The organism is Flavobacterium degerlachei, from assembly GCF_900106645.1.
GTDB classification, from domain to species: Bacteria; Bacteroidota; Bacteroidia; order Flavobacteriales; family Flavobacteriaceae; genus Flavobacterium; species Flavobacterium degerlachei.
The window spans coordinates 47,721-68,722 of record NZ_FNMV01000003.1; the positions used below are offsets into that span (position 1 = coordinate 47,721).

Annotated in this window: 17 protein-coding genes; 1 reads left to right on the forward strand and 16 read right to left on the reverse strand. The window is 34.1% G+C overall.

Going from position 1 to position 21,002, the window contains the following annotated elements; genetic code table 11:
- Positions 1 to 8 precede the first annotated feature (8 nt).
- The 16 genes from hisA to BLV91_RS04005 form a co-directional block, all read right to left on the reverse strand.
- Positions 9 to 731 (reverse strand): 1-(5-phosphoribosyl)-5-[(5-phosphoribosylamino)methylideneamino]imidazole-4-carboxamide isomerase, encoded by a 723-nt coding sequence (hisA, locus tag BLV91_RS03930; RefSeq protein ID WP_091429895.1) that lies wholly within the window; start codon positions 729 to 731, stop codon positions 9 to 11.
- 14 nt (positions 732 to 745) lie between these two features.
- Entirely contained in the window at positions 746 to 1,375 is a 630-nt protein-coding gene (gene hisH, locus BLV91_RS03935; RefSeq protein WP_091429897.1) for an imidazole glycerol phosphate synthase subunit HisH, read from the reverse strand.
- Positions 1,376 to 1,432: 57 nt separating this feature from the next.
- Complete coding sequence (gene hisB, locus BLV91_RS03940) at positions 1,433 to 2,569, reverse strand: bifunctional histidinol-phosphatase/imidazoleglycerol-phosphate dehydratase HisB (protein WP_091429901.1); 1,137 nt, start codon at positions 2,567 to 2,569, stop codon at positions 1,433 to 1,435.
- 19 nt (positions 2,570 to 2,588) lie between these two features.
- Positions 2,589 to 3,638, reverse strand: coding sequence for a histidinol-phosphate transaminase (gene hisC, locus BLV91_RS03945; protein ID WP_091429904.1), 1,050 nt, complete (start codon positions 3,636 to 3,638; stop codon positions 2,589 to 2,591).
- A gap of 93 nt (positions 3,639 to 3,731) precedes the next feature.
- The gene (gene hisD / locus BLV91_RS03950; protein WP_091429907.1) at positions 3,732 to 5,015 is read right to left on the reverse strand and encodes a histidinol dehydrogenase; all 1,284 of its coding nucleotides are present in this window, start codon (positions 5,013 to 5,015) and stop codon (positions 3,732 to 3,734) included.
- Between the two features lie 112 nt (positions 5,016 to 5,127).
- The gene (gene hisG / locus BLV91_RS03955) at positions 5,128 to 5,985 is read right to left on the reverse strand and encodes an ATP phosphoribosyltransferase (protein WP_091429910.1); all 858 of its coding nucleotides are present in this window, start codon (positions 5,983 to 5,985) and stop codon (positions 5,128 to 5,130) included.
- Positions 5,986 to 6,289: 304 nt separating this feature from the next.
- Positions 6,290 to 6,796, reverse strand: coding sequence for a DUF2231 domain-containing protein (locus tag BLV91_RS03960; protein ID WP_091429912.1), 507 nt, complete (start codon positions 6,794 to 6,796; stop codon positions 6,290 to 6,292).
- A gap of 48 nt (positions 6,797 to 6,844) precedes the next feature.
- Entirely contained in the window at positions 6,845 to 7,963 is a 1,119-nt protein-coding gene (locus BLV91_RS03965; RefSeq protein ID WP_091429914.1) for a VIT1/CCC1 transporter family protein, read from the reverse strand.
- 9 nt (positions 7,964 to 7,972) lie between these two features.
- Positions 7,973 to 9,091, reverse strand: coding sequence for an efflux RND transporter periplasmic adaptor subunit (locus BLV91_RS03970; RefSeq protein WP_091430298.1), 1,119 nt, complete (start codon positions 9,089 to 9,091; stop codon positions 7,973 to 7,975).
- Between the two features lie 10 nt (positions 9,092 to 9,101).
- Entirely contained in the window at positions 9,102 to 13,436 is a 4,335-nt protein-coding gene (locus BLV91_RS03975; protein ID WP_091429916.1) for a CusA/CzcA family heavy metal efflux RND transporter, read from the reverse strand.
- 57 nt (positions 13,437 to 13,493) lie between these two features.
- Positions 13,494 to 14,888 (reverse strand): sensor histidine kinase, encoded by a 1,395-nt coding sequence (locus BLV91_RS03980; RefSeq protein WP_091429918.1) that lies wholly within the window; start codon positions 14,886 to 14,888, stop codon positions 13,494 to 13,496.
- A gap of 6 nt (positions 14,889 to 14,894) precedes the next feature.
- Positions 14,895 to 15,557, reverse strand: a complete 663-nt coding sequence (locus tag BLV91_RS03985) for a response regulator transcription factor (RefSeq protein ID WP_091429922.1) — start codon at positions 15,555 to 15,557, stop codon at positions 14,895 to 14,897.
- A 14-nt stretch (positions 15,558 to 15,571) separates the two neighbouring features.
- Positions 15,572 to 17,017: a DUF3570 domain-containing protein gene (locus tag BLV91_RS03990; RefSeq protein WP_091429925.1), complete on the reverse strand. Its 1,446-nt coding sequence runs from the start codon at positions 17,015 to 17,017 to the stop codon at positions 15,572 to 15,574.
- 9 nt (positions 17,018 to 17,026) lie between these two features.
- Entirely contained in the window at positions 17,027 to 17,236 is a 210-nt protein-coding gene (locus BLV91_RS03995; RefSeq protein ID WP_091429927.1) for a DUF4266 domain-containing protein, read from the reverse strand.
- Positions 17,229 to 18,218, reverse strand: coding sequence for an FAD:protein FMN transferase (locus BLV91_RS04000; RefSeq protein ID WP_091429930.1), 990 nt, complete (start codon positions 18,216 to 18,218; stop codon positions 17,229 to 17,231). The genes BLV91_RS03995 and BLV91_RS04000 overlap by 8 nt, the downstream gene beginning before the upstream one ends.
- Positions 18,219 to 18,220: 2 nt before the next feature.
- Positions 18,221 to 18,658, reverse strand: a complete 438-nt coding sequence (locus tag BLV91_RS04005; protein ID WP_091429932.1) for a thioredoxin family protein — start codon at positions 18,656 to 18,658, stop codon at positions 18,221 to 18,223.
- Positions 18,659 to 18,850: 192 nt separating this feature from the next.
- Here BLV91_RS04005 and BLV91_RS04010 point away from each other — a divergent pair, with 192 nt between their 5' ends.
- Positions 18,851 to 20,947, forward strand: a complete 2,097-nt coding sequence (locus tag BLV91_RS04010; protein WP_091429934.1) for an LTA synthase family protein — start codon at positions 18,851 to 18,853, stop codon at positions 20,945 to 20,947.
- The last annotated feature ends 55 nt before the right edge of the window (positions 20,948 to 21,002 follow it).

Below are 21,002 nucleotides of genomic sequence, written 5' to 3' on the forward strand. Positions count from 1 at the left end.
ATTTGAATTTATGCTATAATATATTGTTCCAATTGTTTCAACGAGATCCGTCCTTCATAAATTGCTTTTCCAATGATCGTACCTTCACAACCTAATTCGTCCAGTTTAGGCAATTCATCAAATGTAGAAATTCCACCTGAAGCAATTAATTTAATTCCTTGGGCTTCCGCCAAAATCTTCGCGTACAAATCAAAAGAAGGACCTTCTAGCATTCCATCTTTAGCAATATCAGTGCAAATAACGTACTGAATTCCTTTAGCCTGATAATCTTGAATGAAAGGAACTAAATCTTCGTTAGACTCTTCTAACCAACCTGAAACGGCTACTTTTTCATTATTAGCATCTGCTCCAAGGATAATTTTATCTGCTCCGTATTCAGCGATCCATTTTTCGAAAATCGCTCTGTTTTTTACAGCAATACTTCCACCTGTGATTTGGTTAGCACCACTTTCGAAGGCAATCTTCAAATCGGCATCAGATTTCAATCCACCGCCAAAATCAATTTTCAAACTCGTTTGAGTAGCGATTTGTTCCAATATTTTATAATTGACTATTTGGCTTGATTTGGCTCCATCTAAATCAACCAAATGCAAGTATTCTATTCCGTGTGCTTCAAATGATTTAGCCACTTCCAGCGGGTTTTCATTGTATATGATCTTAGTGTTGTAATCCCCTTTTGATAAACGGACACATTTTCCGTCGATGATGTCTATGGCTGGTATTATACGCATAATTTTTTTCAGGTTTAAAGTTTTAGGAAATTTCCAAGAATTTTTTCTCCTACATCACCGCTTTTTTCAGGGTGAAATTGGGTTCCGTAAAAATTGTCTTTTTGTAATGCCGAAGCATATTCCACTTCGTAGTTAGTAGTCGCAATTGATTCTGCACAATTGGGCGCGTAAAAACTGTGTACCAAATACATGTATTCATTTTCAGAAACACCTTTAAATAAATCTGATTTGAGGTTGTAAATATTATTCCACCCCATTTGTGGTACTTTTACTTTTGATGAAAATTTGAGTATGTCTACATCAAAAATTCCCAATCCTTTCGTATCTCCTTCTTGAGTATGATTGCACATCAATTGCATTCCCAAACAGATTCCCAAAACAGGTTGTTTCAATGTTGGTATTAAAGTATCTAAACCACTTTCTAAAAGCATCTCCATCGCTGAACTCGCTTCACCTACACCAGGAAAAATTACTTTATCGGCTGCTTTTATCTCGGCTGGATCATTACTCAAAACCGCCTTAAATCCCAATCTTTCGATAGCAAACATAATGCTTTGAATATTTCCTGCTCCGTAATTTATGATTACAAGCCTCTCAGCCCCCGAAGGGGGAGTTGAAGAAGATTGTGTTTTTTCTTGATCCATAATATTTTTCTAAACTAATTTATATGCCCATTAATTCCCCCTTCGGGGGTTAGGGGGCTACAGCATCCCTTTCGTACTTGGTAAAATCATCTTTTCGGTATCACGTTTTACGGCAACCTTAATTGCTTTGGCGAAAGCCTTAAAAATGGCCTCAATTTTATGGTGCTCGTTTTGTCCTTCTGCTTTGATATTGATATTGGCTTTTGCCCCATCTGAGAATGATTTAAAAAAGTGCAAGAACATTTCTGTTGGCATTTTCCCAACCATTTCACGTTTGAATTCAGTTTCCCAAACTAGCCAGTTTCTTCCTCCAAAGTCAATCGCTACTTGTGCTAAACAATCGTCCATTGGTAAACAAAAACCGTAACGCTCAATCCCCAGTTTATTCCCTAATGCTTTCGCAAAAACTTCTCCAAGAGCAATAGCAGTGTCTTCAATAGTATGATGCTCATCAACTTCTAAATCTCCTTTTACAAGAATTTCTAAATCCATTTGTCCGTGGCGTGCAATTTGGTCAAGCATATGATCAAAAAAGGCAATTCCAGTTTCGATTTTGCTTTTTCCAGTTCCATCCAGATTAAGATTGATGTATATGTCTGTTTCATTCGTTTTTCTAGAAATAGTAGTTGAACGTGCTTCTAGTTTTAAAAACTCATAAATCACTTTCCAGTCTGTACTTTGCAAAGTAATTACAGAGTCTAATTCTTCTCTTTTTGCAGCAATTTCAGTACTTCCAGCACCCTCAGTCGTGTTCATGAAAATTGCTTGCGCTCCTAGGTTTTTGGCTAGTTCTACATCCGTTAAACGATCCCCTAAAACAAATGAATTCGCTAAATCGTAGGCTGGATTATCTATATATTTTGTCAACATTCCCGTTCTGGGCTTGCGTGTAGGTGCGTTATCTTCAGGAAAAGAGCGATCTACAAAAATGTCGTCAAAAAGGATTCCTTCATTTTCAAAAGCCCTCAATATGAAATTTTGCGTAGGCCAAAATGTGTCTTCAGGAAAACTATCCGTTCCAAGACCGTCTTGATTGGTTACCATTACTAATTCATATTCCAATTCATTGGCGATTTTAGCCAAATATTGAAATGACTTTGGATAAAATTCTAATTTATCTAAACTGTCTAATTGATATCCTTCTGGTTCTAAAACAATCGTTCCGTCACGATCGATAAAAAGTACTTTTTTCATTTTATAATTCTTTTGAAAATTAGCTAATCGCTAATAATGCATCCATTAATTTTTTATTTTCTTCTGCTGTCCCAATAGTTAATCGTAGGGTATTTTCACATAACGGCTGAGTTGTCCTGTTTCTAATAACAATTCCTTTAGCTATTAATTCATTGTAGCGTTTGCTGGCATCATCTACTTTAATCAAAACGAAATTCGCTTCAGTAGGATATATTTTTGATACAAATTTTACTTCATCTAAAACTTTAAGTAAATCTTCTCTTTGCATTATAATTGAGTCAATTTCGAGTTGAATTTTTTCTTTGTCTGCTAATCTTTCCAAAGCCCTTTTTTGCGTCAGTTCATTTACATTATAAGGTGGTTTGATTTTATTCAAAACACCAATAATTGCACTAGAAGCGTAACAAATTCCTAAACGAATTCCTGCCAAGCCATAGGCTTTTGACAAGGTTTGCGTAATTATCAAATTAGGATATTCGTCCAATTCATTTAACCAACTTTGCTTTTTTGAAAAATCAATATATGCCTCGTCAATAACTACCAATCCCTTAAAATTTTGCAGTAAAGTTACCACACTTTCATCCGAAAAAGTATTCCCGGTAGGGTTGTTTGGCGAACATAAAAAGATCATTTTAGTATTCTCATCGACAGCATCAAGAATAGCATCAATTTCCGGTTGGAAATCTGTAGAAAGTAGTACTTCTCTATTCGCAACTGCATTAATATTTGCCAAAACGCCATACATTCCATATGTGGGTGGCAATGTGATTACATTGTCCACATTTGGTTCGCAAAAAGCTCTGAACAATAGATCTAATACTTCATCACTACCGTTTCCAAGTAAAATTTGATTGGCTTGCAGGTTTCTTTGTTTTGCTAAAACTGCTTTCACGCTGCTTTGCTGTGGATCTGGATAACGATTTACCCCACTTTGATAAGGGTTTTCATTGGCATCCAAAAAAATCATTTGAGCAACATCAAAATCCTTAAATTCATCACGAGCCGATGAGTACGGTTTCATGGTTTTTACGTTCTCACGAACTAAATTATTTATATCGAAATTTTCCATTTTCCTATTTTAAAAAGAGTAAAGAATTTAGGGAATAGAACAAAGATTTACTGTAGTTCTAAATGTATATCTATTTTCTTTATTCTATGTTCTTTATTCTAAACTCTTCAATCTCAAAGTAACGGCATGCTTATGTGCTTGCAATCCTTCAGCTTCAGCCATAACTTCAATGGCTTTTCCAATTTTCTGAATTCCGACTTCAGATATTTTTTGAAAAGTCATTGATTTAGTGAAACTATCTAGATTTACACCACTATAATTCTTTGCGTAACCGTTTGTCGGCAATGTATGGTTTGTTCCTGAAGCATAATCTCCAGCACTCTCTGGCGTATAATTCCCAATAAAAACCGAACCTGCATTTTCAATTCCGTCAATATAAAAATCATCATTGGCAGTACAAACAATAAAGTGCTCTGGTCCGTATTCATTGATTAATTCTAAAGCTGTCGAATCGTTTGCGACATAAATCAACTTTGAATTTGCGATTGCTTTTTCTGCAATTTCTTTTCTAGGTAACTGCTCTAACTGAAGTTGAATTTCATCTTCAACAGCATCAATCAGATTTTTAGAAGTAGAAACCAAAATAACCTGACTATCCGTTCCGTGTTCTGCTTGCGACAATAAATCCGAGGCTACAAAAGCGGGAACAGCAATGTCATCAGCTACAACCAACAATTCAGAAGGTCCAGCAGGCATATCAATTGCAACACCATATTGTGTCGCTAATTGCTTAGCAACAGTTACAAATTGATTTCCTGGTCCAAATATTTTATATACTTTAGGGATTGTTTGAGTACCAAAGGTCAGACCGGCAATCGCTTGAATTCCTCCTACTTTTAAAATTTTAGTTACGCCACATAATTGAGCCGCGTATAAAATCGCTGGATTTATATTTCCTTGTTTATCTGGAGGTGAACACAAGACAATTTCTTTACACCCTGCAATATTTGCAGGAACAGCCAACATTAAAACCGTTGAAAACAAAGGAGCTGTACCACCAGGAATATACAAACCAATTTTTTGAATCGGTCTTTTTTCCTGCCAGCATTGTACACCTTCTACCGTTTCTACTTCCACTTTGGCTGTTTTTTGAGCCGCATGAAACTTTTCGATATTGCTTTTAGCTAATTGAATTGCTTCCTTCAATTCAGTAGGAACAGCAGCAACAGCCGTTTCAATTTCCTGTATAGAAACTTCTAGATTTTCAAAATTGACACCGTCGAAAATCGAAGTGTATTTTGCGACAGCTTCATCCCCTTTCTTCTGAACTTCTTTGAAAATTTCTTTTACTGTAAGTTCAATATCGTCGACCGTTTTTGTAGGTCGCTCCAAGATTTCTGACCAAGTATCGGGTTTCGGGCTATATATTTTATTCATCGTTTTTTGGTTTAACAGCAAAGCTCGCAAAGAGTTTTCGCAAAGTTTGCTAAAGTATCAACTACTAAGTTTTGCTCAACTTTATAATTCATACTTAATAATTTATAATTATCTAAAGTACCATTTTTTCAATTGGGCAAATCAAAATTCCTTCGGCTCCAGCCTCTTTTAATTGATCGATTACATCCCAAAAAGTATCTTTATCGATTACTGAGTGTACACTACTCCAACCTTCTTGTGCTAATGGCAAAACAGTCAAACTACGCAGTACTGGAAGAATCTTTCCTACTTGCTCAATTTTATCGTTAGGAACGTTCATCAAAATGTATTTTGATTTACGAGCTCTTAAAACCGATTCTATTCTAAATTTTAAAGTGTCAATTAATTTTTGAACCTCTGGAGTTACTTTTGGAGAAACAGCTAAAACTGCTTCACTTTTATAAATTATCTCTACTTCTTTTAAGTTGTTTTTAAACAAAGTACTTCCGCTTGAAACAATATCGACAATAGCATCTGCAAGACCAATATTTGGGGCAATTTCAACCGAACCTGAAATTTGGTGAATATCAACATTCACACCAAAAGAATTAAAATACTCGATAACGGTATTAGGATATGAAGTCGCAATACGAAGTCCGTTTAAATCTTGAATTGAATTATATTCGAATGTTTTGGGGACAGCAACAGAAACCTTACATTTTGAAAACCCAAGTTTTTGAACCACTTCAATTCCTTTTCCTTTTTCTACCAATAAATTATCTCCAACAATGGCAATGTCTACCACACCGTCAATCAAATATTGAGGAATATCAGAGTTTCTTAAGTATAATACCTCTAGAGGAAAGTTTGACGCTTCAGCTTTTAATTGATCGATTCCGTTGTTAATCGAGATTCCGCAATCTTTTAAGATCTGAATGCTTTCTTCGTTTAAACGTCCTGATTTTTGAATTGCAATTTTTAATGTACTCATTTTTTTTGTTTTTAGTTTTCTTGTTAAATATGTCTGAGTACAAAAAATGGCAAATAAAAAACCCGTTTGATGTACTCAAACGGGTTTTTAAATATGATGATTTACATGCATATCATTAACACTTCGCTTGAGAGCAAGAATGAAAATGATGATGATGCAATTGTATTGTAAACATAACTGTGTTTTATTTTAGAATTTTAATTCCTGTTGCAAATATACATGAAATTTTATTTAGAACACAATATTAAATTTAACTTAACAGAGAGTTTTTGTTAAATTATTATTAGTACTTTGAATTTTCAATCTATTCTTCTTCCTCTGAATTTTGGCTTTTAACAGCATTAGTGTCATTTATTATTGCATTAGTACTTTCTGCCCTAATCTCGGTATGACGTATTTCCCCACCAGAATTCCCTACCCCAACAGCTAAAAATGAAGCAGCAAAGGCAAGTAATAAGGTGCTATATGATAGTATTTTAGCAAATTTATTTTTTTTGAAAGAGGTATATAATGAAAGTAAGCTAAAAAGTCCCGTAGCATATAAAACTAAAGTCAATTTCTCTGCCAATTCTTCATGCTCATGGATAATTTTTTTTCCTATGCTGGGCATATCCTCAACCATTTCTTCTGCGCCATCTCCTGTAGCCATACTAGCCAAAGCAAAAATTGCAGCAACAACAAATAAGACATAAGCGGTATTTTTTACCGAATTGTTCTTTAAAAACATTCCAACTACCAAAATCCCCAATCCCAAAAAAGTCACTATTATTGGAAAGTGATTTACCACAAGGTGTAAGTGAGCATCATTCATAATTATATAATTTAATTGGTATATTAGTATTCAACAAACTTAATCAATTTATCCTGCTAATGAAACTCCTATTAACGATCCAATACCGTAGGTTACGGCGGCGGCGGCCAAACCGAAAAATACTTGTCTAAAGCCAGAGAACAAAATGCTCTTTCCGGTGAGCAAAGTAATGGCGGCACCAATACCAAAAAGTCCGATAACACTGCTTCCTACGCTCAATAAAATGGCATTTTTTCCGTCCAAAAACATAAAGGGATAAAGAGGAATAATGGCACCTATTGAAAAAAGCACAAAAGAAGCAATTGCCGCTTCCCATGCCGAACCACCTAATTCTTCTTTGTCGATTCCCAATTCTTCTTTTATAATGGCGTCTATAGCTGTTTCATGGCTTTCGAATGCTTTCTCCGCCAATTTCGTAGCCTCTTCGATACTCATTCCTTTTGCCTGATATAATAAAACTAACTCTTTTTTTTCCTCTTCCGGAGAAGCTTGCAGTTCTTCCGTTTCCAGATCGATTTGGCGTTGATTCAATTCCCTTGAACTTTGTACCGATAGCCATTCGCCCAAAGCCATCGAAATAGCTCCAGCCATTAATCCTGCAATTCCCGTCAGTAATATGGTATTGTTTGAGACTGCCGCTCCCGCAACACCCATTACCAAACTCATATTAGAAACCAAGCCATCATTCGATCCTAAAACAGCGGCCCGTAAAGCATTCCCGCCAACGGATTTATGTCGGCTTTCAAATTTCGATAAAAAGCCTCCTGAAACATTAAAAGCTGCGTTATCATTAACCGCTTCAATTATTTTTAGATGATTGTGCTCAAAACCGGTTGGTTTTCCTCCGCTTTCTATTTTGTTTTTTATAGCATTTACTGCAAATTGTTTTTCGATATTCGACAAACTACTAATTATGGAACCATAGCCAAAAATCTTTCCCAATTTTAACTGAATCTTAGCTCTTGAAGATGGTGAAGGTATTTTGTAATTAGGCTCCGCACTTATCACTTTATCAAGCATATGCTTGGCATGCCCCTTTTCAATTTCACCCAGACTTTGCAATACACGGACTAAATTATCATCAGTTTGTATGGCAGCAATACTTTCATACAAAAAAGCAGTATCTACTTCTGTTTGGAGCTGCCCTTTTAGTTTGTTTAAGTCCATATATTTTTTTTAATTAACTAAGTCAAAAACACCCTTTACCAATATTTTTGATGAAGAATTAACTTGAGTTCCTGAAAGAATTTCAACAAATTTTTCTGATCGTTCACCCACTTCAACTGGCACTTTTTTAAAGAAATAACTGTTGTTTTTATTTTCTTTCAATAAAAGTACGAAGTTTCTGTTGTTTTCGGTTATCAATGCTTCTGTAGGAATTGCCATTCCCTTTTTAGAATCCACCACAATGGCCGCTTCAACAAACATTCCTGTAATTAGTTTTTGCTTTATATTGTCGTCTAAATGACCATGAACATTGATTGTCCGGTCATTTCCTTCAATAGATTTACCTACTAAATGCACTTTTGCATGAAATACGTCTTTAGTAGCTTCAGGAACTGTAAAATTAATATCTTGTTCCTCTTTGACCTTTAAAATGTCTTTTTCAAAAACATTTAATTCTAAGTGCAAGTGATCTGTTTGAATAATTTCAAGCATTACATCTGAAGGAGCGACATACATCCCCACATTTGCATTCATTACTACAATATCACCTGATATAGGGGAGAAAATTGTAATTACTGACGTTAATTTTCCCTGCGCTACATTAGAAGGATTGATATTCAATAATTTTAATTTTGCCCTAAGGCTTTGATACATTGCCTTGGCTCTTCGATACTCACTTTCGGCTTTCAGATAGTTTTTCTGAGAGGTGATTTTTTCGTCAAATAATGTTTTCTGGCGTTCGTATTCTGATTGCAGATATTTAATTTGCTCAGCCACCTCGAGATAGTCTCTTTGAATATCTAAAAACTCTGTGTTTTCCAAAGTTAGTAAAGCTTGTCCTTTTGTTACCTTGTCACCAACCAATAGTCTTGTCGATTTGACATTTCCACCAACAAAAGTGGTTACTTGGGCTCTGTTTTGTGGTGGCACATCAATTTTACCTGCAGTTTTTACTGTTACCTCAAAATCTTGTTCAGTTGGACTTGCGATTTCCATTGCTGTTGACTTAAATTGATCAGAGGTGACTGTAATTAAATTATCATCTTTAATTGGAGTTTCTTCTGTTTTAGTCTCCTTACATGAGAATAAAACAAGTGACAAGGCTAGTAAATATATAGATTTATTCATTTTATGCTTTTTAGAAATTAAGGTATTGTGAATCCAGTTGGGTTTTATTGAATTGAAGAACATTGTCTAAATATTCTACTTGAATGGCAGTGGCATTTTCTAAACTTTGAATGTACTGAAAGAAGTCAATTTCTCCATGTTTGTAACTCAAATTTCCCACCTTTATAATTTCATCTGACAACTTTTTTCCGTATTGATTATAGTAATTTATTGCTTCCTGATACTTTGCTAACTCGTTCTTTTTTTGGTTAACAAACTGTTCTCTTTTTTGTTCTTCATTAGCTTTTTGTTGTTCCCAACTTTGCAATTCGAGTTGTGCCACTTTTGATTTTGAAACATTTCCCGAGAATAAAATTGGAACCCCAATTCCAATCTGAAAACCATTTAATGATTGTGACAAACCTTTATTTGATCCTCTAAAATATTCCAGATGAAAATCAGGTAACCAATGTTGTTTTTCAAGTTTAATTTGGCTCTTATAATTATTCGTAACACTCTCTAAATATTTGTTATGAATACTTTTACTTAATTCTTCAGTTGAATTAAGTAGTGGACTGATTGAATTGTTTTTTACAACTATTTCTTCATCAGTTTGAATCAAGGAATACAACAAATCATACTGTGCTTTTTTATCATTTTCAATTTGAGAAAGACTTGTTTTTATTTGTCGAAATTTGGCCTGAGCAGTAATTTTTTCGAGATAATTGGTTTCGCCTAATTCAAAACGTCTGTCGCTAGCTTTTGAAAAATTTTGATACAAACTATCCAAATAGAGATATAACTTTTCCCGATTTTGCAAATACACAATGTGATAATATACTTTGGAAATCTCTACTGAAAGTTTGTTCTTTTGAATTTCAAAATTGGCTTTCCCCTTTTCATATTCCGCTTCATTTACTCTTTTTTGTGCACCATACACCGTGGGGAAAGAAAAGCGTTGTTGCGCCCCAAAGATCTTCAGAGGTTCATTATTCGAAGCCAAGTTATTTTGATCATAATTATAATAAATAGTCGTTTTTTCAAAGGTATACGCACTTTTTATATTAGCCTGGTATTTATCGACCTGCAATTGATAACTCTTTAAGCCTTTATTATTAGTGATCCCTTTTCCAATTAAACTATCCAATTCGGGATTTGAATTTTGTGAAAAAGCAAACGAAGTACTTAACAACAATAGAAGTAGATATGTACTGCTATGATGCTTTTTAAATTTTGGTTTTTTAAACTCTTTTTCATCAAAAACCTTAAATAAAATAGGCAAAACAACCATAGTCAAAATTGTCGCTGTAAATAACCCTCCAATAACTACAGTTGCGAGAGGTCGTTGTACTTCTGCACCTGCAGACGATGATATTGCCATAGGTAAAAATCCTAAAGCTGCGGCAGCAGCCGTTAATAATACCGGACGTAATCTGTCTGTGGTTCCTTTTAAAATAAGTTCGTCGATATCTTTCATTCCCTGATGTTTTAGTTCTTTAAAATGTTCGATTAATACGATTCCATTTAAAACTGCAATACCAAACAGCGCTATAAATCCTACTCCTGCTGAAATACTAAACGGCAGACCTCGCATCCATAAAAATAATACTCCACCCACTGCTGAAAGCGGAATTGCTGAATATACCATTAGCGCTTCTTTGATTGAACCAAAGGCAAAATATAGTAGTATAAAAATCAAAAACAAGGCAATTGGTACTGCAATCATTAATCTGGCTTTGGCACTTTGTAAATTCTCAAACTGCCCTCCATATTCAACATAGTATCCTGTTGGCAATTTAATTTGTGTATCAACAATTTTCTGAATATCTGTTACTACACTTTGCAAATCCCTGTTTCTCACATTGATTCCCACTACAACTCTTCTATTAGTATTATCTCTGGATATTTTGGCAGGCCCTTCAGTATATTCAATATTTGCTAATTCTTGTAACGGAATTTGTTCTCCTGCTGGAGTTGATACATATAAGTTTTTCAGATCATTTATATCATTACGTTTAGTTTGATCCAGCCTAATAACCATGTCAAAACGTTTTTCTCCCTCAAAGACATTACCTACTGTTTTTCCTGCAAACCCAAGAGCAATAATGTCATTTAGATCCGAAATATTCAAGCCATATCGGGCAATTTTAGATCGGTCATAGCGTACCGTCATTTGTGGTAATCCTTCTGTCTTTTCAATAATGACATCTGAGGCACCTTCTACTTTTTCTATTGCTTTTTTAATTTCATTGGCTTTTGTGGCCAAAATGCTTAAGTCTTCACCAAATACTTTTACCGCTACATCTGATCTCGTACCTGAAATTAATTCGTTGAAACGCATTTCTATAGGTTGGGTAAATTCAATTTCCATGTTTGGAATTTGTTTTTCAATAGCTGCTTTTATTTTATCAGCTAATTCGTCTTTACTGGATGCCGAAACCCATTCTGATTTTGGCTTTAGCTTCACGATTACATCACTTTCCTCCATACTCATTGGGTCTGTTGGTACCTCGGCGGCTCCTATCCTACTTACCACCTGCTCCACTTCAGGGAAATTTTCAAGAATTATCTTTTCGATTTTAGTTGTGGTGGCAATTGTTTTTGTCAATGAAGTTCCTGTTTTTAGGACAGGCTGAATCACGAAATCTCCTTCATCAAGAGTAGGAATGAACTCCCCTCCCATTGTAGTAAATAAAACTGCAGCCATTAGTAGCAAACCTACTGCACCATACATTACTTTCTTAGTATTACTCAAAGCCCAACTGATAACAGGCAGATACCAAGAATTTAGTTTACGTATTAATTTACTGGATATCGATTTTGGATTTTCTACCGTTGGCTTTAGAAATAAAGATGAAACAACTGGTACATAGGTAAAACAGAAGATCATGGCTCCAACTAGGGCAAAACTAAAGGTCATTGCCATAGGTTTAAACATTTTGCCTTCAATCCCAGAAAGAGAAAGAATTGGAATAAAAACGATTAGAATAATCAGCTGTCCAAAAATAGCCGAATTCATCATTTTAGAGGCACTTTTATAGGTGATTTGATCAATTTCAAGTTGACGGTCTTCTTTCGAAAGCGGACCTAATTGCGCTGATTTACTGGCTATTTGAAAAGCAATAAACTCTACTATAATCACCGCTCCGTCAATTATAATTCCGAAGTCAATGGCACCCAAACTCATCAGATTCGCATCAATGCCAAAAATATTCATTAACGAAATTGCAAACAGTAAACACAACGGAATAACTGAAGCTACAACTAAGCCGGAACGCCAATTTCCTAACAATAAAACCACAACAAAAATCACAATAAGGCAACCTAAAATAAGATTTTCGGCAACCGTGAAAGTTGTTTTGCCTACTAATTCGCTTCGTTCCAAAAAGCCGTTAATATAAACCCCTTCAGGCAGTGATTTTTGAATAACAGCAATTCTATCTTTTACGTCATTGATAACCTGTTTTGAATTGGCTCCTTTAAGCATCATTACTTGCCCAAGAACTTTCTCACCTTCACCATTTCCGGTAATTGCTCCAAAACGATTGGCAGCACCAAAACGTACTTCAGCTACATTTTTTACATAAATAGGCATTCCATTGACGGTTTTCACGACAATATTTTCAATGTCCTGAAGTGATTTTACTTTTCCTTCAGCACGAATAAAATAACTTTGGTTAACTTTTTCAATATAAGCACCGCCTGCAATGCTGTTGTTTTTCTCCAGAGCAGTAAAAACATCTGTAGTACTGATGTTCATTGCTTTTAAGTTCGACGGATTGATAGCGATTTCATATTGCTTCAAATAGCCTCCCCAAGTATTAATCTCAACAACTCCTTTTATTCCTGAAAGTTGGCGTTTTACTACCCAATCCTGAATTGTTCTTAAATCAGTAACTGAATATTGATCTCTAAATTCCGGTTTTACTTCTAAAGTATATTGATATATTTCTCCAAGGCCGGTAGTAATTGGACCCATTTCTGGAGTTCCAAAACCAGGAGGGATTTTCTCTGAAGCAGATTTTATTTTTTCTGCAATTAATTGTCTTGGCAAATAAGTACCTAAATCATCATCAAAAACGATGGTTACCACTGACAATCCGAATTTTGAAATAGAACGGATTTCCTGAACTCCAGGCAAGTTGGCCATTTCAATTTCTACTGGATAAGTAATGTATTGCTCGATGTCTTGGGTAGAAAGGTTTCGAGAAGTGGTTATTACCTGTACCTGATTATTAGTCACATCAGGAACAGCACCAATTGATATTTGAAATATGGAATAGACACCAAATCCAAAAATCCCTAGGGTAAATAGTAAAACAATGAGTTTGTTTTTGAGACTAAAAGCAATTATTTTTTCGAGCATTTTAACTTTATTTTATCTTTCAAAAATACAGTGAAAATAAAAAAGTTGTCTTAAGAACTACTTAAGGTCTTCTTCATGCAAGCTTAAAATAACTGAAGTCCCCACATTCTTTTGGCTGGAAATATCAATATCAATTGCAAGCAATGCACATAACTTTTTAACGATTGACAACCCTAAACCAGTTCCCTTAATTTCTGGATGTTCAGTAGCATCAGATCTAAAAAAAGAATTAAAAACTTTCCCAACATCTTTTGAATCAATTCCAATACCAGAATCGACTATACTGCACTCTATCGTATTAATACCTTTTGAAATAGTAATAGCTAATTTAGTGTTTTTATTTGAGTACTTTAAAGCATTAGAAATCAAATTGTTAATTATTATTGAGAATAAATAATAATCAGTCTTTATATAAAATTCTTCAGAGAAATTAGTAACAATTTCTATCTCTTTAGCTTGGATTTTGCCTGAATGTCTTGAAAGAGTATCTAGAACTACAGCATTCAAATATAAGCGCTCCATTTTTAGACTCTGTTTTTGGTTTTCAAAACGTGCCAATAATAATAACTGATCTACTAAATAGTTCAAACGGTCGACTTCTGAAACACAAAAATTAATTCTATCTTCGTATTCTTCAGGAGTTCTGGGCTTTCTTACCAATACTTCGAGTGTTCCTTTAATCACTGTCAAAGGAGTTCTTAATTCGTGTGAAGCATCTGATGTGAATTGTTTTTCCCTTTCAACGGCAGTTTCTATTCTATCTAAAAGATTATTTATGGTTTTTGATAAAACATGTAATTCATCTTTTTTTTGCGGTAACGGAATCCTAGATATAAGATTATCTTTGGTAATAATATTAGATGTTTCTATGATTGCACTAATTGGTTTTATACTTCTTCCTGCAATAAATCTAGCAATAAGAAAAAGGATAATTAAGATTAATGGGTAAGCTATAACTAGTATTTCTGAAAGATTTTGAAGCACAATTGATGCTCCTTCAAGTGACATGGCGATTAATAAATAGCCCACTTTTTTATCATGTGAAATGATGGGAACTTGAATTTGACGAATTTTACTCCCTAATAACTTGGTGTCAAATAACTCGCTATCTTCAACTTGGTCATTAAGCAATAGGGTTTGCTTTTTTAGATTGGGAGATTTCTCTATTAATTTTCCGTTTTGATCTAAAAATTGAATAAAAACTGGATTTACATCAACAGTGTTGTGCTCTCTTTCTTTCCATTCATCTTCGTGTGTCAAATGAAAGGAATCACTCGAAATGTCAATTTCTTGCAAATGATGTCTTACTTCAATGGAAATATCGCTGTTTATATGGCTATAAACACTTAATCGAACAATGGAATAAATCACAGCAAATACTACAAAAATCAACAAAGCTGTTGTAATGATGTAATTAAAAGCGATCCTGTTTTTAAACGAAAATTGTTGCATTATTGATTAGTCATTTGCGATATATCCTACTCCTCGCACTGTTTTTATATAGTCTTCTTCAATTCTTAAGTTTAGCTTTTTACGAATGGCGTTAATAAAAACATCAATAACCCCAGTATCATATTCAAAGTGAATATCCCACACGTCTTCTATAATTTGGTTTCTGGTACAAACTTTACCTTTATTTTTAACTAAGTAGCAAAGCAATTCAAACTCACGTTGCGTTAATGAAACTTCATTTTCGTTTACAGAAACAGTGTGTTTAGCCAAATCTATAAATATTGTACCTAAGCTTAATGTTTCCTCCTCCTTTTGGATTCTAAAATGAATTTTAATGCGTTCTACTAATTCTTCAAAACTAAAAGGTTTTTTGATGTAATCATTGGCTCCTGCCTTCAATCCTTCTATCGTTTCCTGAATAGTATCTTTGGCAGTCAAAAAAATAATTGGAGTTGTATTGTCCTTTATTCTTATGGCTTTACATAAATCCAAACCGCTCATCTTAGGTAGCATCCAATCAAGTAAAATAAGATCAAAATTGTTTTTTTGAACTAATTCAAAACCTTGTAATCCGTCAAAAGCCGCTGTGATTTCGTACCCTTCTTCCTCTAAACCTTGCGTCAGGAATTGTACAATACCTGCTTCATCTTCCACTATTAAAATATGCATTTTATTATCTTTATTTATTCTATTTCGAATTTAAACCCTAATGAGCCAATATTTGCTGATAAGCCATCACTTCTTTCATAATGATTCAATCGTAAATCTATCGATTTCAATCCTAAAACAAAAATTTTAGCTTGGGCAAAAATATCAGTATAGCTTAAACCAAGTCCGTATTGATTGCTATCAAATTTAGATAAATCATAATCAGATGTATAATACTTTTCAGTCGAAATATGCTCTTCGTAGCCTGCAAAATAATCAGACGCTGTTTGAGTATAATAGCGATATAATGGAGACATAGTGAATTTTGAACTTAATTTAATTGGCAATTCAATGGAAGCTGTATGTGCCTGAATTCCCCAATTATCCTGATAATATCTATAATAGGTTCTGGCGACTACGTATTCATTAATATAAAAATTTAGTCGCGCTCCTATCGGAATTTTAAAATGGGTACTTGGTAGACGCTCTTTGTCATCGGCTAATTGATACACCCCTTTATTCGCTGAAGTAGTATATAATGGAATATATTGAGATTGTCCGATATAATAGTTTGCTTTATCAGCAAAATACACTCGTTGATATGGAGTTCCTAATAAGCCTTCCTGCTGTAAAACATCCATAAAAATAGACATTTGAATCTTTTTTGTCAGTATCTGGGAAAAAGAAAAAGACGCAGAATACGAATTTCTATTTGACTTGTCATAAGGATTAAATGCCGATGGTAAATAGCCATTTGATGTAGTACCATTTTGATCTAATACAGGAACACCAGAAAAGAATCCGTTATTTTGAAAATTAGCCCCATACTTAGCATATTCATGTAATTCAGTAGGATAAATTGGTCTCCACTGGTCTAAATAAGCATTGGCTTTTATACTTATTTCGGTGTTCTTTTCATTAAATAATTTGGTAAACCCTCCGCCAAAGCCAATTGAAGTATAATCATACTCATTCGAAAAAGAAACATCAGCATTCCAGATGTTATTTCTATTATCTGAATTATGGCTGTAATTTGCAGCAACAGATGCTAGCTGATCACTTCTTGATGCTCCAGATGATGCTTGCCAAGGAGTGCCATAAGGACTAGTTGCAGCGGCATTTTTTCCAATTGTTGTTTTATCATCATCATATCCTGATCCAGAAGCCCCCGTTGCATTAAACGGATTAATATTACTTGAAGAGGCAGAGGTATAAGCCGAAATTCCCACATCAAAAGTCAAGACATCATCGTCATTCAGAGGAAGAGCAACCACGATATTTGAAGCGATGTCAGACAATTTTTCTGAACCTATTCCACCGCTCACAGCAGAATGCGTTCCATCCTGATTGTAATAACTCAGTAAAAAGTCTACTTCGGTATTTTCTAAAACTCTCTTCTTAAAAGTAGTCGTTGAGTCTTTAACCTGGGCAATAGCAGCCATGTTCATTAACAAAGCCAGCACAAATATTATTTTTTTCATCTTACTATATTAATTACAACCACATCCACCACCTGTTTTTCCGCCATTGGCTCCTGCTGCAGCCTCGCGATATACCTGAAAAGTAGTTTCGTATTTCTCAGACGGTTTTGCCGCTAACTTCATGTCAGGATCGTTAATGTATAATTTATCATATTCTTTCACCGCAACACACGATTGCATAGTGACTAAAACGATTATAAAAAGAGCTAGTTTATTCATTTTTGAATTTTTTTAAATCTATATTTTTTGAAGCGAATATTTTTCCCTTATCATCGACATATATACAACCGATTCCTGGTAATTGATTGACTAAATCCAATCCTACATCTACTCCCATTACAAAAACACCAGTAGCTAATGCATCAGCAAATTCTGTTGATTTAGCAAAAACAGTAACACTAATCACTCCTGAGGCAGGATAGCCTGTTCTGGTATCAATAATATGAGAATATCTAATTCCGTTGAATGTCACATATTTTTCATAGCTTCCTGAAGTTTCCACAGCACTGTCTTCCAGCGGAAAAGTGGCGAAAATTTTGTCCTTATTTAATGGGTTTTTAATTCCAACTTTCCATTTTTCTCCATTGAGCTGTTTTCCCCAAGTATTAATATCACCGGATATGTTTACGATTCCGGCGACTACACCTTTTGAAACAAGTAATGCTTTTATTTTATCGGCAATGAAACCCTGTCCAATTCCTCCTAGTCCTAATTTCATTCCTGGATTCTTCAGGAAAATAGTAAAATTTTTAGCATCCAAAATTATATTTTTGTAGCCCACCTTCTCTACCGATTTTTTAATTTCCTCTGGAGATGGCATTTTCGTCATACTGCCGTCAAATTTCCAAATTTTATCCATCGAGGCATAACTGATATCAAAAGCGCCAGAAGTTAATTCAGATATTTTTATAGAGCGTTGCACTAAATCAAATACTTCTTGAGGTACTTTAACTGGCTTTACACCTGCATTTCTATTGACTTCAGAAATTGGTGTCGTCGGAATCCAATCTGAAATTAAGTTCTCAACGCGGGAGACTTCGGCTACAGCCATGTCAATGTAAATATCAGCTTGCGGAATGTCTTTTGCTTCAACAATCATCTCAAACGGACTGCCCAGCATGGACAACGTTCTTTTTTGAGTGACTTGCGCTGTAACTGCTACACTGGCAAATAAAAATAAAATTAAAGAGAGCTGTCGCATTATTATCCCTTTATAAATGAATTTAGTAATTCGATATATTCTTCAGGAGTCACGTTTTTATAACTTGTTTTACCTAATACTTTACCGTTAGAATCCAAAACAACAACTAAGGGAAAAATACCGTCTTGATTGTATTTTTCCGCTAAATTTTGATTTTGTTTCTTTAATTCTTCTGTCAATTGGTTTTGTTTCTTTTTAGGAAAATCTGCTCTTTCAAGAATATAATTTGTTGCCGAATAACTTTTAAATGCTTCGGATTGCCAAATAGCTTTATCCAATTTAATACATGGAGCGCACCAATCTGAGCCTGCAAAAACTAATATAACTGGCTTATTCTGAGCATTGGCCTCAGTTGTCGCTTTACTAAAATCAGTATTCCAGTTTTGAGAATATCCTATTGTTACCATGAACAATAATAAGAATGCCATTTTATTTTTCATTGTATATTATTTTAAATTCTATAAAGAACTATTTATTACTAATATTGTACTTCAATTGTCAACAAATTTAACTCAATTCTTAGCTACTTATTGTTAAAGTTAAATGTTCTTAAGCTAAATTTAAGAATAGATAGCACAGTAAACTAGTAGGTTGTCTTAACAAATTACCTAATTTTACCAAAAAAAATATCTATGTCTTTTTTAAAAAAACTATCCCCTTTCTACAACCTAATCTTTTTCTATGTTGTAGTCAGTTTTATTTTAAGAATTGTATTGCTCTTTCATCCCATTACTCAAGCATCATTTTCTTTTATTGATTCCTTAAAAATTTTTACTTTAGGAATCGTTTCTGATTTCTTTGTGTTTATTATCGCAAGTGGTTTTCTATGGCTGTACTTGATTTTCATATCAAATTCAAAATACCTAAAACCTTATGGATACCTCCTTTTTGGTCTTTTTGTGGCTTTATTTCTTTATATAGCCTCAGGAAAATCAATTCTTAATGAATATGGCGGTGCACTACCCAAAATTGGTTTAATCTTTGTTGGAATTAAAACGTTTCTATTTGGCTTACTCCTTTTTCTGCCAAAATACCGTAACAAAATTAGATTCTGGTTATTTAGCTTTGTGATGTTTTTGTTTGTCGTTTTGATCTTGCAAAACGCAATTAGTGAATATTTTTTCTGGAATGAATTTGGAGTAAAATATAACTTTATAGCAGTAAATTATTTGGTTTACACCAATGAGGTAATAGGAAACATAATGGAATCTTATCCTGTAGTTCCATTATTTACAGGCTTATTTATTATTGCGGGAATTGTTACCTATTTTATTGTTGGGAGATCAAAATCCTACATTGACAGTATTCCGACCTTTGTTGAAAAAGTCAAAATTTCTGGTTTGTATTTTGTATTGTTTGGATTTTCCCTTTTGGCCATTCCATCATTGGCAACCAATGAAAATTCCCAAAATATATTTTCAAATGAGTTGCAAGCAAATGGAGTTTATAAATTCTATTTGGCCTTTATGAATAGTGAGTTGGATTATTTCAAATTTTACAAAACACTTCCCGAAAAAGAAGTCTATGCCTTATTAGGAGAACAAATTCCTGGTCTAACTGGTGAATCTACCTTAAGAGACATTAAAACTGCTGCGACTGAAAACCATAAAAATGTCGTTTTAATTACTATTGAAAGTTATAGTGCTGATTTCATGAAAATATATGGTAGCGATAAGAATCTAACTCCATTTTTAGATAGTTTAGCTTCAGAAAGTTTATTGTTTACTAATTTTTATGCCTCAGGGAATAGAACTGTACGTGGTCTGGAAGCTGTAACTTTGTGTTTGCCTCCTACTGCCGGTGAAAGCGTAGTAAAAAGAAAAGATAACAAAGACAAATTCTCAACAGGAAATATATTCAAACAAAAAGGATACAATGTAAAATACCTTTACGGAGGTGATGCTTTCTTTGATAACATGGAAGATTTCTTTTCTGGGAATGGTTATGATATTGTAGACAAAAAAACATTCTCCCCTGACGAAATCACTTTTGACAATATTTGGGGTGTATGTGATGAAGATATGTATAATAAAGCTATCATGGTAATGAATAAAGAGGCTAAGGAAAACAAGCCATTTTTTAATCACATAATGACGGTTAGTAATCATAGGCCATTTACTTACCCTAATAATAAAATTGATATTCCTGGAGATGCAAAATCCAGAGATGGTGGTGTAAAATATACAGACTATGCCATGAAAAAATTCTTTGAAATGGCCAAAAAACAACCTTGGTTTGCAAATACTGTTTTTGTCATCTTGGCGGATCACTGTGCATCTAGCGCGGGTAAGACAGAACTTCCTGTTGACAAATACAGAATTCCAGCTATGATTTATAGCCCTGGTTTCATACAACCACAACGCTATACTAATCTTGTTTCCCAAATTGACATTATGCCAACTGTTTTTGGAATTTTGAATTTCAACTACCAAAGCAAATTTTTTGGGCAGGATGTACTAAAAGCAGATTATAAGCCTAGAGCTTTAATTGCTACTTATCAGGATTTAGGGATGATTAGAGATAATATCTTGACTATCATTAGCCCAAAACAACAAGTAAAACAATTTCAATTGACATTATTGCCTAAAGAAGGAATTGAAGATGATTTTCAATTGTATTATGATCAGAAACCTTTAGCCAAGGAAAGGGAAGATTTAGTAAACGAAACGATCTCTTTCTATCAAACGGCTTCTGATATGTTGAAGAAAAAGAAATACCAGAAAAATTAAGCAAATAAAAAAGCCTGTGAATATAAATTCACAGGCTTTTTCGATTTAAATCTAA

Excerpts from the sequence above, each read along its gene's own strand:
- hisA (WP_091429895.1), bottom strand. The coding sequence starts at position 731 with ATGCGTATAATACCAGCCATAGACATCATCGACGGAAAATGTGTCCGT.
- hisH (WP_091429897.1), bottom strand. The coding sequence starts at position 1,375 with ATGGATCAAGAAAAAACACAATCTTCTTCAACTCCCCCTTCGGGGGCT.
- hisB (WP_091429901.1), bottom strand. The coding sequence starts at position 2,569 with ATGAAAAAAGTACTTTTTATCGATCGTGACGGAACGATTGTTTTAGAA.
- hisC (WP_091429904.1), bottom strand. The coding sequence starts at position 3,638 with ATGGAAAATTTCGATATAAATAATTTAGTTCGTGAGAACGTAAAAACC.
- hisD (WP_091429907.1), bottom strand. The coding sequence starts at position 5,015 with ATGAATAAAATATATAGCCCGAAACCCGATACTTGGTCAGAAATCTTG.
- hisG (WP_091429910.1), bottom strand. The coding sequence starts at position 5,985 with ATGAGTACATTAAAAATTGCAATTCAAAAATCAGGACGTTTAAACGAA.
- BLV91_RS03960 (WP_091429912.1), bottom strand. The coding sequence starts at position 6,796 with ATGAATGATGCTCACTTACACCTTGTGGTAAATCACTTTCCAATAATA.
- BLV91_RS03965 (WP_091429914.1), bottom strand. The coding sequence starts at position 7,963 with ATGGACTTAAACAAACTAAAAGGGCAGCTCCAAACAGAAGTAGATACT.
- BLV91_RS03970 (WP_091430298.1), bottom strand. The coding sequence starts at position 9,091 with ATGAATAAATCTATATATTTACTAGCCTTGTCACTTGTTTTATTCTCA.
- BLV91_RS03975 (WP_091429916.1), bottom strand. The coding sequence starts at position 13,436 with ATGCTCGAAAAAATAATTGCTTTTAGTCTCAAAAACAAACTCATTGTT.
- BLV91_RS03980 (WP_091429918.1), bottom strand. The coding sequence starts at position 14,888 with ATGCAACAATTTTCGTTTAAAAACAGGATCGCTTTTAATTACATCATT.
- BLV91_RS03985 (WP_091429922.1), bottom strand. The coding sequence starts at position 15,557 with ATGCATATTTTAATAGTGGAAGATGAAGCAGGTATTGTACAATTCCTG.
- BLV91_RS03990 (WP_091429925.1), bottom strand. The coding sequence starts at position 17,017 with ATGAAAAAAATAATATTTGTGCTGGCTTTGTTAATGAACATGGCTGCT.
- BLV91_RS03995 (WP_091429927.1), bottom strand. The coding sequence starts at position 17,236 with ATGAATAAACTAGCTCTTTTTATAATCGTTTTAGTCACTATGCAATCG.
- BLV91_RS04000 (WP_091429930.1), bottom strand. The coding sequence starts at position 18,218 with ATGCGACAGCTCTCTTTAATTTTATTTTTATTTGCCAGTGTAGCAGTT.
- BLV91_RS04005 (WP_091429932.1), bottom strand. The coding sequence starts at position 18,658 with ATGAAAAATAAAATGGCATTCTTATTATTGTTCATGGTAACAATAGGA.
- BLV91_RS04010 (WP_091429934.1), top strand. The coding sequence starts at position 18,851 with ATGTCTTTTTTAAAAAAACTATCCCCTTTCTACAACCTAATCTTTTTC.